Source organism: Pseudobacillus sp. 179-B 2D1 NHS (genome assembly GCF_045370945.1).
In the GTDB taxonomy this organism is placed as follows: Bacteria; Bacillota; Bacilli; order Bacillales; family Domibacillaceae; genus Pseudobacillus.
This window is the reverse complement of record NZ_JBIQDP010000001.1, coordinates 304,894-318,270: the sequence shown is the minus strand read 5'-3', so window position 1 is coordinate 318,270 and position 13,377 is coordinate 304,894. Positions and strand designations below refer to the sequence as shown.

The following is a 13,377-nucleotide window of genomic DNA, read 5'->3' as shown; positions in this document are numbered from 1 at the left end:
TTTTCAGAACAGCCTGATTTAGTATTCAGAAAAGTCCAATTTGCAGCTCGTGAATCAGTTTTTTGTAGTGGGCGGCTTCCGATTTTCCGGCAAGCGCCGCCAACCTTCCTGCTACCTGCTCTTTTATTTGCTCTTCTATGTCCTTTCTCGCCTGTTCTAAAAGCTTGCCATAGAACGGGAGAAAGCTTGCTTTCATATGCTCCTCTTCCTCACGGATATACTGGTGAACAGGCGGGATAAGTGTTTTCTCGATTTCATCCCTGATTTGTTTGTTTCCATCTTCTGCAAAAAATTGCAGAGGCGTTTTGTATTCCTTAAACAGAGAAGTAAATAAGCCTGAATGTATTTCTTGAAGACCGGGTTCAAAAAATAAATCCGGCGCTTTTTCTACAATTGTTTCCTTCAAGTCAACCGATGGCAGCAGCTGTTTCATTTCCTTCTCAAGCGATCGATAAAGCTCATCCATCCTTTTTTGCATAAAGATTTGGAATCGAAAAGCAGCAGTCCTCATTTCTTGCGTCATCTCCCCGGCAACAAATCGAATGATTTCATTCGTCATTCGGTGCAACGCGGTGAACGTGTCATCAAAAGCATCAAAAGCCGCTGGACTAAAGATCAGCTTAAATTCATCATTATAGCGATAGAAGAGGCGCTGTCTTGCATAAAACAGCAGCTCTTTAATTTCTTGTTGAAAAGCCTCCTGCTCGGCTGTAAACGACCGATTCTTTAAGTAAAGAAGTGCTTCCGTCAATTGTTGGGAAAGTCGCTGGCGATAATTTTGTTGTTCTGTTTCGTCTGCTTCAGCGAGCCGAAGCCGCCGTTTCAACTCGATCACGGCCTCGTCGGCATCCAACTCTGCCTGATGCAGTACGGCAACGGCCAGTGCCTGCTTTGTAAAAGGGTAAAAATAATGCTCGAACAAAGAGAAACCCGATAATTCCAGTGCCTGCTCAACCGGCATATACTCATTTTCCGATAAATTCAAAAGAGCTTCATACTGTTTTTTATCTTCTGCCGTTAAAGAGTGAGCGGCCCCTCTTTTGGACAGCAATGCCAAATGACTTGACACTGGGAAGATGCGCGCTTGCCGAATTCCATTCTTTTCTAAATTTCGTTCTACATGGTGAAGCACATCGAATAAGTCGCTTTTCGTTGCAGCAAGATCAGCAGCATTAACGATAAAAAACATTTTATCTTTCTCGATAAAATTCTTCATTTGGCCGAGTTGTGTTAAGAAAGCCTGATCTGCTCGCGAGAAAGCATGATTATAATAGGTAACAAATACGATAGAGTCTGCACTCGTTATATAATTAAAAGCCATTTCTGTATGCCGGGCATTCATGGAACCCGCGCCAGGTGTATCGACAAGAACCATCCCCTGCTCTGTTAGCGGAGAGGAATAGTAAAGAATAATACGTTCAACAAAACAGGCCTTTTCCTCCATGCTGACAAATTCAATGTAGCTCTCTGCCGTTCTGTGTGCTGTCTGTCCGAGATACTGTTTCATTTCTTTATAGCCCGCGAGAGCGGCACGCAGAAAGGCAAACTGTTCAAGTGGCAAAGCGGTAAGCGGGCTGAACCACTCGTCCTCTTCTTCCCCCTCTCCATTCCCCTCCTTTCCCGGCGCCAGCTTCTTTTCTACCAGCTCATCATGCTTCTGTAAAAGCAACTGTAGACTTTCTATGCTGCCAACCGTTTTTCCGCTTAGCTCTAGCGCCTGATTTATATCTTTAAGCAGCTGGTCTTCTGTTTTAAACAACAGTATAACTGTTCCGTGGGAATGCTCGGCATCAGGCATACGAATTTCATTGATCGCCGCTGTCGTCGGATTGGGGGACACTGGCAAAACCCGCTCACCTAACAAAGCGTTCGCAAATGATGACTTGCCAGCACTAAACGCGCCAAATAAAGCAATAGTGTATTCATTTTTTTCCAAACGCTCAATTCGTTGATGAAGCTTTTCCATTCTCTGTTCCATGTAATTAGCCTGCGACAAAAGGTGGGCTTTTCTTTTTACCTCCTTAATCCGCTCGTCTAGATTAATAGAAACAAAAGCCGTTTCCTCAGATCGGCTGCTCCACTCTCTAGCGGCTTCACCAATAGAAACGAATGGCTTTCTTTTTTGACTGGCTAGTGGTTTTGTCTTTTTAAAAGCCTGAAAAGGTTTTTTCTCTACTTTTTCCTGGCCGCGTACAGCGAGGATAGAAAAGATGTTTTCATACAACTCTGTTTCGTTTGCTTTTAACTGTTCCCGCTTTTTCCAATCCTCCATTTTTTGATATATCTCTTTCTCTTCTTTAGCAAGCAGAACCCGCTTCTTGCGGTTATTTTCCTTTGCCTGTGCTTCCAGCGGTTCAACGAAAGCAGCAAATGCCTGGCGGTACAGGGTCTTCATTTCGGAAGTGACGTCCTTCGCATAGTTTAATACGTAATCATCTGTAAGCATTGCTCCACTTTTGACGAGCCTTACGAGCAAATCTGGAGAAAACTGGACTTCGCATTGGCGAACTCTCTCTCTGAGCTCATCATTTATTACATCAAATGAGGTTAGCAGCTTGATAACCTCTTCTTTAAAGGGGATGTCAATGTAAGACAGCCTATTCTCGTTTAGTGTTTGAAACAGCTGCTGCAAGCGCCATTCTTTTTCTTTTTTTGTTCGTTTGCGGGAAAAGAAGCCGCGCACCTGAAAGGAAAGTTCACGGGACTCTAAAAATTGGCGCACAAAAATGCGCGCATAATAATCTAAAAGCTTGGCATTGTTAAAAACAGTTGACAGCATTTGATCAAACAGCGGAATAAACAGATTGTCCCGCTCTCTTATCGCTTCTTTTCGCTCATTGAACTCTCGGCGTTCTTCTTGAAGCTGCTGAAAAGAAGCCGTACCTATAAGCCGCTCATCATATTCCTCAAGCTCGGTTCTTGTTTTTTTCCGCTGCTTGTGAAAAAAGCTCATGGCAACGACTAGTGCTTCCTGTAGTACATGAGCCGTGATTTGCTGTTGCCGGTCAGCGATTTTTCCCGACAAAAGAGCTTTCAATTCGCTCAGTTGGTTATAAGCATGGTCTGCCTCTTTTAACGAAGTGAAATAAAGGCCGTTATATGAAAGGCGATGCTCAGCAAATGATTGCTGAATACGGCTTAAAAATTCAGTAAGCGACAGTTCACTTGCTATGTGTTTATCGATTTGGTTAACGATTAAATAGTTTTCTTTTCCTCTCTCCGCAAGCTGGCGATTAAATTCAAAGTTTACAGGAGATTGCACATGATTATAGTCCATCATGTAAAAAACAAGGTCGGCCAAGTGAAGCTTGGACAAAGCACTTACCCGGTGAGCATCGTCTGTTGAGTCAATTCCAGGCGTATCAAAGATGGCAACTCCTTCAGGCAACTGGCCTGTACGATGGGATATTTCCACTTCTTCTACTATATTGCCGTTGACGCAATATGCTTGAATGTCACGGATATCGTAAGGGTAAGGGAACACTTTTATAGTCCCATCCTTAAACCAAACCTTCGCATACGGCTCTCCTTCTTTTACCTTGACAATATTGGCGCTTGTCGGAATCGGACTGGATGGCAGCAAGCTTTCTCCCATTAATTCATTGATCATGGAAGACTTTCCGGCTGAAAAGTGGCCATAAAAGGCGATGATATACTCCATGTTTTCCAGTTTTTCGATCAGTTCGGCACATATATAGGCACTTTGCTGGTCACCGTACTTTAAAAATAAAGCATGAAGCTGCTCTAGTTTTGGCAGAAGCAAGGCGCGGGTTGGTTTCTGGTTAGCGAGCCAGTTTTTTAATTTCTCGGTTAACATGCAGCATCCTCCTTTCTGCTTTCAGCGGTATTTTATTTACGCACTCCCCCTATGTAATCTCGGCTTCTTTGCCTATTTCTGGATAGGTTTCTTTTAAAAATGCTACGGATTGTTTGATTAATACTTTTAAAACATCAACATTAATATCGGCTAATTTATTAATATAGACGCATGCTTTCCCAGTAGTATGTTTTCCGAAGCTTTTTAACAGTTCCTCACGCTTTGTGTCACCCGGTGCAAAATACAAACTTATTTTAGCTTTTCGAGGTGAAAAGCCAACTAACGGTGCGTCTCCTTCATGGCCGGATTTATATTTATAATGATACGAACCGAATCCAATAATGCTCGGCCCCCACATTTTTGCTTCAAAACCCGTCGTTTCGGTAAAAATATCTAGTAATTTATACGCATCTTCCCGTTTTTTGGGGCTTTCAATAGCTTCAATAAACTCAATCACATTGTTATCCGTTTCCTTTGTTTTTAACTCATACATATAGAGTCACTCCTATATTTTTAACTTTTATACAGTCAAAGCGAGTATAACTGCGGAAGTGCAGGTCGCTTAGCTACACCAGCTGTAAATTAATCAACTAACGTAATCAGAAATATCGTCTCCAATTTCCAGTGCGCTACGATAAAGATTTCTCTATCAATCTTTATTACTCCTTTATTAAGCGCAAATTCTCAAGTTAACAGTCTATATGAGAAAGCAGGAAAGAATCAAACGTTCTCTACGCCCCGTTGTAAATGGCAACGTGACCGGCTTGGCATTTTAGCAGCCCTTAATAAAAAAATTTTCTGAACAGACTCGCAGCTCTTCTACAAATATAAGAATAAAAAGCGGGTTTCGGCAAATCTTCTCTCTGCACAAAAAAACAGGAGCTGAATTTAATGGATCAGCTCCTGTTTTATGTGTTTATTAGTAACTGGCCGAACTATTTTCAACAGGAATGGACTGTTTGTAAAAGCGCGGCGCTGTCTTTTTCAAAAATAGTAGTACAGCTGACGTAATTAACATTTCCGGAAGCAAATAAGAAAGGTTGTACAAGAAAGAATAAACGGCGACCGGTGTTCCTTCCGGTGCCGAACTGCCGAACCAGACGACGCCGGAAACGAAGTGGCAGATAAAACGAAACACAGTACCTAACAATAGACCGGCAAAAATACGGCCCGTTGTAACTGGTTTATGGAAAACAGCAAGGCCTCCGAGTCCGAGTACAGCATAAGCAAGAGGATAATCCAACACGAGCTGCACTGGATGCACAACGTATCCACCTGTCATTAAGCTGATCAGCCCAACCAATAGACCTGTAATAAAACCAGCCTGCCAGCCGCGGCGAAAGGCCATGACGAATATTGGCACCATGACGAGGGAGATAGAACCCCCGAATGCCCAAAGAGCGCCAAACTCGACATAGCTTAATATAAGCGATAATCCTGCCATGACAGCAATTTCGATCATCGTAACCAGTTTGTTTCTTTCCATAAAAAATCCCCCTTTTCTTATCCAAAGGGGTGTACGGATACAACGGATTCTTCCGCTTATGCGAATATTTCCTGTATCTGTCACACTTTCCCTACGCTGGTACTAACCAGATCAGGTTCTTAGAGTTGAGGATGGTTCCTCTCTCAGTCTAACGACACCCCTAGTGGACTTATTGCTCTTACTATAGCATAACTATAAGGAAAATGAAATACGGGGAATCATCTCCGGTGCTTTACAGTAGTAAAAGATGGCTAGATTTTTAGAGTGACTTTCATAGGAAATTATCCATCATCTCAGCGATTTCATAAAAACTGGACTCTGCCTCTCGGCTTAGTTGTGTTACTGTCTGTTCCACATGAAAGGATTCTTTCGACTAAACGATACAATCTTATAAGGGCCTATTCATATTCTCTTCCCTCTTTTGGATGTGCCTGACTCTTTTTATTTAAAGCGTATATCTTACTCTCTTATTTCATATACGTAAGTGAATATCAGGCGAAGCATCTTTTCATAAATACTTGTTTTAAAAATATATAAAATCAGGTGAGCCGATGAATCATATTGTTAAGAGCGGTGAAACATTGACGTCTATTGCAGCGGATTACCGCATTCCTGTTTCTCAATTGATTGCAGCCAATCCGGGGATCAATATTCATTCTATCTATCCCGGCCAGCAGCTGCGTATCCCGGGACTTCCTGATCCTTCTTCTCTTCCTTATTCAATTAGCGTTTCATTGTCACAGCGCAGGCTAACCTTATTTCGTCAGGGGAAAGTACAAAAAGTCTATCCGGTGGGGGTTGGTAAAATGCTGACTGAAACGCCAACTGGAGATTTTGTTATTATTAATAAAGCACCAAACCCAGGCGGCCCATTCGGAACGATGTGGATGAGTTTATCGAAGAAATCTTATGGCATTCATGGAACGAATAATCCTTCTTCTATCGGCAAGTTTGTCTCTAAAGGCTGCATTCGCATGTATAACCGTGATGTAGAAGAACTGGCTAGAACCATTCCAATCGGTACTCCAGTTCGCATTAGACCTTAAATCGCTGAAAATTCATCTGTTGCATGTTTGAAAACAAGCAAAGGGGGGCATAACGAAACAGTAAAGGAGGAATGACTGATGACAGAAGAAAATCACGCGATTCATAAAGACGGGGAACTGCAGCCGGATATGGTGGATGATACACTTGAACGGATAAGCCCCGAAAGAATGGACAGCATTCTTGAGAATTTCAATTCCTTTAAATCTTATTTGAAAAAAAGAATAGAACTCGCTGAAAAGATCGGTTTAAATGAAGAGCAACTGGCGATTGCTACAGAAAAAATTGCCGACTATCTGGCTGATCATGCCGAGCCGAAAAACAGAGAAGAGAAGCTTCTTCAAGAGCTTTGGAATGTCGGGACACAGGATGAGCGTCACCACCTAGCTCATATGCTTGTTAAATTTGTGGATCAAGAATAGAGTGGTTCTCTTTAGTGCAAACGAAGCACTATTTACGATAAAAGCCTGATATGGAGCAATCTTATATTTAACAGTCAATGAAAAAGCCTCTATGCATTCAGGGGCTTTTTCATTTGTTTCTGATCCTTCTTCTCCCTCCAAATCTTAGAAGAAAAGCGCTTTAATCAGGTTGGCATGTTGTCTCTTACTTTTGATATGGGGATGAGTTCTTCTCTTTCCACTCACTAGCTAACACTCCATAAATAACATGGCCTCCACAATGATTGTATAACCATTCGGCTTGTCGGATCGTCCCCTCTTCTACAAACCCTAACCGTTCAGGAAGGCTTCTGCTCTTTGTATTGTCAGGAGCAGCGATCAAAGAAACTTTTTCAAAAAGAATGTAATAAGGGCCTCTCCCTCGTGACAGCTTGGGTTTACTCGAATGAGCTTGAAACCCGTCTCCCTATTTAATGCTATATGAGCTGAGGCATAGAGAGTAATAAAAAAAGAGAAGCGAATCGCTTCTCTTTTAAGGTGTACCGGTCCTTTAGTTTTTCTTTGTCATCAAACTCTATCAGTTTTTGGAAAAATTTTTATTTTACTTCGGCATACTGTTCTACTTCAACTGTCCAGTTGAATGGATCTTGTTCCTTGCCGTTTTGAATACCGGTAATAGAGCTGTACAGCTTTTTAGCGATTGGACCAGTTACACCCTCGTTAATGACCATCTTCTCATTATTCCAGAATAATTCTCCGATTGGAGAAATAACCGCTGCTGTTCCTGTGCCAAAGGCTTCTTCTAACTGTCCAGCCTTATATGCTTCACGAATTTCTTCCATAGCAATGCGGCGTTCGGTTACTGTCAGTCCCCAAGATTTTAAAAGCTCGATGACAGAGTTTCTTGTGACACCTTCTAAAATACTGCCATTCAAAGCAGGTGTGATAATTTCTCCGTTGATTTTAAAGAAGACATTCATGCTGCCTACTTCTTCAATGTATTTCTTTTCTAAGCCATCTAACCACAAAACTTGAGTATATCCTTGACGTTCAGCCACTTCCTGCGCCTTTAAGCTGGAAGCATAGTTACCGGCTGTTTTCGCTTCTCCTGTCCCTCCGGCAACCGCACGAACATATTCGCTTTCAACCAGTATTTTTACCGGATGAATGCCTTCTTTGTAATAAGCACCAACCGGCGATAAAATAATGATAAATTTATAGTGGTTTGATGGCGCTACTCCAAGAAACGGCTCGGTAGAAATGATGAATGGGCGAACATAGAGAGACGTGCCTTCTGCACTCGGAATCCAGTCTCTTTCTACTGAGATTAATTGCTTTAACGCTTCCAAAGCAAAGTCTTCATCCACCGAAGGAATACAAAGACGCTCATTGGAGCGATTCAAGCGTTCAAAATTTTTCTTAGGACGGAATAATAGCACTCGATTGTCTTCAGTAAGATACGCCTTTAATCCTTCAAACACAGTCTGCCCATAATGAAAGACCATGCAGGCTGGATCTAATGAAAGTGGTTGGTAGGGAACAATACGTGGATCGTGCCAACCTTGCCCTTCCGTATAATCCATAATAAACATATGGTCCGTGAATATTTTTCCAAAGCCCAGTTCTTCTCCTTGTGGCTTTGGCTTTCTTTCAGGACTTAAGTTGAGTTGGATAGTATGTTCTTTCATTCGCACTGTCTCCTTGCTGTATATGAATTTGGTGAAAAGTAAAGGGATAAATAATTATATACGTACCATTTTACAATTTTTTAGAATCTTTTCACAATAGTTTAGTGCAAAATTATTGTAAAACATTTTCATTTTTTTGTCCAACCAGATTTTTCTATTTCAAAAGTCCTTCCTCTTTTAAAAATTCCTCCGCCACCTTTTCTGCTTCTTGATTCGCTACATTCACTTTATAATTCATCTCTCGCATCTGCTCATCGGTCACTTTTCCTGCCAGCTTATTTAGTGTCTGTTCAACCTCCGGATACTTTTTCAATGTTTCCTCTCTTAACAATGGGGCTCCTTGATATGGTGGAAATAGATGGAGGTCATCTTCTAACACTGTTAAATGGAACTGTTGCAGCTCACTATCTGTAGAATAAGCATCTATTAAATTAATATCTCCCGACTTGATAGCCTGGTAACGCAGCTTGGGCTCCATCGTTTTGACGAATGGAAAATGGAGATTGTATTTTTTTTGAATGCCACGGTAGCCATCTTCACGATCAGAAAACTCTAATGTAAACCCTGCCTTCATTTGTTTTTCCACTTTTTTTAAATCCGAGATTGTTTTTAAGCTCAATGTTTGTGCTGTTTGATCCGGCACGGCTAATGCGTAAGTGTTATTGTAAGCCATCGGGCGAAGCAGTACCATATCATACTTTTCAAGCAAACCGGTTTGCGCTTGTCGATACACCGCTTGCCGATCTGTGCTCTTTGCTTCCTCCTTTAAAAATTCAGAAAGAGCCGTTCCTGTAAATTCCGGGTAAATATCAATTTCTTTCGCACGCAGAGCATTAAAGACAAAAGATGTTTTCCCGAGCCCTGGTTTTAATTCCACTTGCAGATCGGTATCTTGTTCAATGAGCAGTTTGTACATATTCATTAATATTTCAGGTTCACTGCCCAATTTCCCAGCAATAACAAGCGTCTCCTGCTTGTTTTTCATGAGGGATGGGGCCAGCAGGAGTACACAAGCTGCCAGAACAGCTATCCCCGTCACCATCAGTGAGCGCTTAAATGAAGCTCTCTCTGCGGCCTTCAGCACAATATCAAAGAAGATAGCAAGCAACGCGGCTGGGACAGCTCCAAGAACGATCAAGGAGGCATTATTGCGGTCAATACCGAGCAGAATAATATCGCCAAGCCCCCCTGCTCCGATTAAAGCTGCCAATGTGGCCGTTCCGACAATTAACACCATGGCTGTCCGGATGCCTGCCATCATCACCGGCATAGCGAGTGGAAGCTCCACTTTGATTAACTGTTGATGGTTTTTCATTCCCATCGCTCTGGCGGCTTCAGAAAGTGAGGGATCAACCCCGGTAATCCCCGTGTATGTATTACGAAGAATGGGAAGCAGAGCATAAATAACCAGAGCGATAATGGCCGGCAGCCGACCGATTCCAAATATCGGGATCATTAATCCAAGCAAAGCGAGTGATGGAATGGTTTGAAGAACGGCAGTCATGCCGATAATACTTTCTGCGGCCTTTCTATGCCTCGTTAAATAAATGCCAAGGGGAATAGCGATCAGTACCGCGAAAAACAGGGAAATCAGAGAAAGTTGTACATGCTCAAGCAGCGAGTGCAGCATGTCCGCCTTGCGTTCATTAAAAACAGCGATAAAGTTATCCATGTGTCCGTCGCTCCTTCAGCCTGTCCGATAAATAAGCAAGGGCTGATTGTCTCGTAAGCACGCCAATAATTCTCCCGTCTTTTTCGACTTGGACCTGTTCGGCTTGCAGCAACAGGTCAATCGCTTCTTCTAACGGCAAGGTTGCCTGAATCGTCCGGATCCCTGGCTGTTTTACAAGAACGAGTTGTTTTTCAAGAGCCTGTTCAGCTGTGAGTGTTCCCAGTGTGAACGGGCGAGCTGTACCGATAAACTGTTCAATAAACTGATTGGCCGGATCGTTAAAGATCGCCTCCGGGGTGTCGATCTGAACAATTTCTCCCTCTTTCATTAAACAAATTCGATCTCCTAGCTTAAAGGCTTCCTGCATGTCATGGGTCACGAACACAATGGTTTTATGAATGCGTTTTTGCAACTCAACTATATCATCCTGCATTTTCTCCCTGCTGACTGGATCCAAAGCGCTGAATGGCTCGTCCATTAATAAGATGTCCGGATCGGCGGCTAAGGCGCGAGCCACACCTATTCGCTGCTGTTGGCCGCCCGATAATTCTGTTGGCTTTCGATCTCTATATGTATGGGGGTCCAGTCCTACCATGACTAAAAGCTCATCTATCCTCTTCTTTATTTGGGGCCGGCTCCATTTTTTTAATTCCGGTACCACAGCAATGTTCTCTTGGACTGTCATGTGTGGAAACAGAGCAATCTGCTGAAGAACATAACCGATGTTCCAACGGAGCTCATGAATATTATAATCATTTATATTTTTTCCGTTGATAGCAATTGTGCCCTCTGTCGCATCAATTAACCGGTTAATCATTTTCAAAGTCGTTGTTTTTCCGCAGCCGCTTGGGCCGGCCAGAATAAGAAACTCTCCTTTGCGTATGGATAAATCAATAGATTGAACAGCTATGGTCCCATCAGGGTATTTTTTTGAGACCTTTTCAAATTGAATCATATTCACTCCTCTTTTCTCTTTTTCCTAATTATTTCCCTAACTATTCATACTAACAAACTCTTCTTTTTCATCAAATGAAAAGGCCCGCTGCAAGCAATCAAGTAAGATGAATGTTCCGCATGATCAGGTAAGCAACTGTAAGAACAAAAAAGCCGACTTCCTTAAAGGGATCGACTTTTTTATTCTCAAATGGCCTTGCTCTTTTCTTATTTCCTGCGTTCTTTTATTTGCTGCAGAATTGTCTTCTTGAAGTCAGCCAACGAAACCATTTTCGATTGTTGCTCTCCATACTTTCTGACGTTTACTGTCTTCTCTTTCACTTCGTTGTCTCCTAGCACTAGAATGTATGGAGTTTTCTTTATCTGGGCTTCTCTTATTTTGTATCCGATTTTTTCCTCGCTTTTATCAGTTCTCGCTCTTATTCCTGATTGCTTTAATTCGGATTCAACTTTCAAGCAATGGTCGAGATGAACCGATGAAACAGGGATAATTTCGACTTGAGTCGGTGCAAGCCAAACAGGAAAAGCACCTGCAAAGTGTTCAATTAAAATGCCAAAGAAACGATCAATGGAGCCAAACACAGCACGGTGAATCACAACGGGACGGACCTTCTCGTTATGTTCATTAATATAGGTTAAACCAAATTTCTCTGGCATTTGGAAATCCAGCTGGATTGTGGCACATTGGTGGCTTCGCTTCAAGGCGTCTTTGATATGGAAATCAATTTTTGGTCCATAAAACGCTCCGTCCCCTTCATTTATCTCGTAATGAATCTCTAAGCTTTCGAGGACATTTTTCAATGCTCCCTCAGACATCTCCCAAAGGTCGTCAGTGCCGAGTGAATTCTTTGGACGAGTGGAAAGCTCCACTGAATACTCAAAACCAAACGTGCGATATACCTTGTTAATCAGAGAAAATACTTGCTTAATTTCACTCTCGATTTGATCCTCTCGCACGAAAATATGAGCATCATCCTGGCAAAACGTACGGACTCGGAACATTCCGTTTAAGGCACCACTATATTCATGTCGGTGGACTTGACCGAACTCAGCGAAACGAATGGGCAGATCTCGATAAGAGTATAGATTATTTTTAAAAATGAGCATGTGACCCGGACAATTCATTGGTTTCAGAGCAAATCTAGCATGATCCACTTCAGAAAAATACATATTTTCGTGATAATGATCCCAGTGACCGGATTGTTCCCACACCCGCTGATTCATCATAAATGGTGAGCGCACTTCGTCATAATCGGCACTCTTTTGCAGCTCCCGCAAAAATGCCTCTAGTTCATTCCTGACAATTTGGCCTTTCGGTAGATAAAACGGCATGCCGGGTGCTTCTTCAGAAAACATAAACAGTTCCAACTGTTTTCCTAATTTGCGATGGTCTCGCTTTTCTGCTTCTTCCAAGAAATTCAAATACTCCTCTACCTCTTTTTCTCTGTTAAATGCTACACCGTACACCCGTTGGAGAACGTCATTTTGACTATCGCCCCGCCAATAAGCTCCCGAGACACGAGTTAGTTTGAATGCCTTGATCAATCCTGTAGAAGGAAGATGCGGACCACGGCAAAGGTCAATAAACTCTCCTTGTTGGTAAAGAGTGATCTTCTCACCCTGTCCGATCTCCTTTAATATTTCTAACTTGAATGGTTCTTCTCTTTCTTTAAACAGCATTTCAGCTTCTTTGTAAGACACGTCGATTCGCTTGATTGGTAAATTCTCTTTTACAATGTTCTTCATCTCTCTTTCAATCGCAAACAAGTCCTTTGGAGTCAAGCTATGATTTAATTTCATATCATAGTAAAAACCATTTTCAATGACTGGCCCTATTCCTAATTTCACCTCTCCATAAAGTCTTTTCGTTGCCTGTGCCAATACATGAGCCGATGTATGCCGCAAAATAGACAATCCTTCTTTAGAGTGCAGTGTTAAAATAGAAAGCTCCACATCTTTTTGCAGATGATGACTTAGATCTACCAACTCCCCATCTGCCTTTGCTGCAACTGCATTTTTCCCCAGGGAGAGGCTGATGGAATTGGCTATAGTCTCCACTGTTGTGCCTTTCGCAAATTCCTTTATGTTTCCGTCTGAAAGTGTAACTTTGATTTTTTCCTTGCCTATCATCCTAAACACTCCTTTTAAAAATAAATAAAAAAACACACCCATCCCCCAACAAGGGACGAGTGTGCATTAACCCGTGGTTCCACCCAACTTCCCATAAGCTCAATAGATGGCTTATGGCTTTGGTGCTGTAACGTAGCATAGACGGCATTGGATACTTCAAGTTCCCCAATACAGCTCAAAGGCGG

The 13,377-nt window shown here is 42.3% G+C and carries 9 protein-coding genes, 1 pseudogene and 1 riboswitch; of the genes and pseudogenes, 2 read left to right on the top strand and 8 right to left on the bottom strand.

Translation table 11 applies throughout. From position 1 onward, the window contains the following. Nucleotides 1-25: 25 nt before the first annotated feature. The 3 genes from ACH0BF_RS01670 to thiT all read right to left on the bottom strand — a co-directional run bounded on the left by ACH0BF_RS01670 (nucleotide 26) and on the right by thiT (nucleotide 5,303). Nucleotides 26-3,817 (bottom strand): dynamin family protein, encoded by a 3,792-nt coding sequence (locus ACH0BF_RS01670; protein WP_340854092.1) that lies wholly within the window; start codon nucleotides 3,815-3,817, stop codon nucleotides 26-28. A gap of 49 nt (nucleotides 3,818-3,866) precedes the next feature. Further along, nucleotides 3,867-4,310 carry a DUF1801 domain-containing protein gene (locus tag ACH0BF_RS01665; RefSeq protein WP_340854091.1) on the bottom strand — a complete coding sequence of 148 codons (444 nt, stop codon included), beginning with the start codon at nucleotides 4,308-4,310 and terminating at the stop codon, nucleotides 3,867-3,869. A 426-nt stretch (nucleotides 4,311-4,736) separates the two neighbouring features. Continuing rightward, complete coding sequence (gene thiT / locus ACH0BF_RS01660; protein ID WP_120031335.1) at nucleotides 4,737-5,303, bottom strand: energy-coupled thiamine transporter ThiT; 567 nt, start codon at nucleotides 5,301-5,303, stop codon at nucleotides 4,737-4,739. A 70-nt stretch (nucleotides 5,304-5,373) separates the two neighbouring features. Next, nucleotides 5,374-5,475: riboswitch (TPP riboswitch) on the bottom strand. A gap of 379 nt (nucleotides 5,476-5,854) precedes the next feature. Here thiT and ACH0BF_RS01655 point away from each other — a divergent pair. After that, on the top strand, nucleotides 5,855-6,349 hold the full coding sequence (locus ACH0BF_RS01655; RefSeq protein WP_120031337.1) for a L,D-transpeptidase family protein: 495 nt from the start codon (nucleotides 5,855-5,857) through the stop codon (nucleotides 6,347-6,349). Between the two features lie 78 nt (nucleotides 6,350-6,427). Continuing rightward, the gene (locus ACH0BF_RS01650) at nucleotides 6,428-6,769 is read left to right on the top strand and encodes a DUF3243 domain-containing protein (protein WP_120031339.1); all 342 of its coding nucleotides are present in this window, start codon (nucleotides 6,428-6,430) and stop codon (nucleotides 6,767-6,769) included. Between the two features lie 184 nt (nucleotides 6,770-6,953). On the opposite strand, the pseudogene ACH0BF_RS01645 reads toward ACH0BF_RS01650, so the two are convergent. From ACH0BF_RS01645 to thrS, 5 genes and pseudogenes are all read right to left on the bottom strand, one after another. Continuing rightward, a pseudogene (locus ACH0BF_RS01645) lies at nucleotides 6,954-7,124 on the bottom strand (GNAT family N-acetyltransferase); the annotation flags it as partial. Between the two features lie 220 nt (nucleotides 7,125-7,344). Next, nucleotides 7,345-8,436 carry a branched-chain amino acid aminotransferase gene (locus tag ACH0BF_RS01640; protein WP_340854090.1) on the bottom strand — a complete coding sequence of 364 codons (1,092 nt, stop codon included), beginning with the start codon at nucleotides 8,434-8,436 and terminating at the stop codon, nucleotides 7,345-7,347. A 154-nt stretch (nucleotides 8,437-8,590) separates the two neighbouring features. After that, nucleotides 8,591-10,108, bottom strand: coding sequence for an ABC transporter permease/substrate-binding protein (locus tag ACH0BF_RS01635; protein WP_340854089.1), 1,518 nt, complete (start codon nucleotides 10,106-10,108; stop codon nucleotides 8,591-8,593). After that, nucleotides 10,101-11,063: an ABC transporter ATP-binding protein gene (locus tag ACH0BF_RS01630; RefSeq protein WP_340854088.1), complete on the bottom strand. Its 963-nt coding sequence runs from the start codon at nucleotides 11,061-11,063 to the stop codon at nucleotides 10,101-10,103. Before ACH0BF_RS01630 ends, ACH0BF_RS01635 begins: the two co-directional genes overlap by 8 nt. A 206-nt stretch (nucleotides 11,064-11,269) precedes the next feature. After that, nucleotides 11,270-13,192 (bottom strand): threonine--tRNA ligase, encoded by a 1,923-nt coding sequence (gene thrS / locus ACH0BF_RS01625; RefSeq protein WP_340854087.1) that lies wholly within the window; start codon nucleotides 13,190-13,192, stop codon nucleotides 11,270-11,272. Between the last annotated feature and the right edge of the window lie 185 nt (nucleotides 13,193-13,377).

Coding starts and splice junctions, on each gene's coding strand:
- ACH0BF_RS01670 (WP_340854092.1), bottom strand. CDS start 3,817: ATGTTAACCGAGAAATTAAAAAACTGGCTCGCTAACCAGAAACCAACC.
- ACH0BF_RS01665 (WP_340854091.1), bottom strand. CDS start 4,310: ATGTATGAGTTAAAAACAAAGGAAACGGATAACAATGTGATTGAGTTT.
- thiT (WP_120031335.1), bottom strand. CDS start 5,303: ATGGAAAGAAACAAACTGGTTACGATGATCGAAATTGCTGTCATGGCA.
- ACH0BF_RS01655 (WP_120031337.1), top strand. CDS start 5,855: ATGAATCATATTGTTAAGAGCGGTGAAACATTGACGTCTATTGCAGCG.
- ACH0BF_RS01650 (WP_120031339.1), top strand. CDS start 6,428: ATGACAGAAGAAAATCACGCGATTCATAAAGACGGGGAACTGCAGCCG.
- ACH0BF_RS01640 (WP_340854090.1), bottom strand. CDS start 8,436: ATGAAAGAACATACTATCCAACTCAACTTAAGTCCTGAAAGAAAGCCA.
- ACH0BF_RS01635 (WP_340854089.1), bottom strand. CDS start 10,108: ATGGATAACTTTATCGCTGTTTTTAATGAACGCAAGGCGGACATGCTG.
- ACH0BF_RS01630 (WP_340854088.1), bottom strand. CDS start 11,063: ATGATTCAATTTGAAAAGGTCTCAAAAAAATACCCTGATGGGACCATA.
- thrS (WP_340854087.1), bottom strand. CDS start 13,192: ATGATAGGCAAGGAAAAAATCAAAGTTACACTTTCAGACGGAAACATA.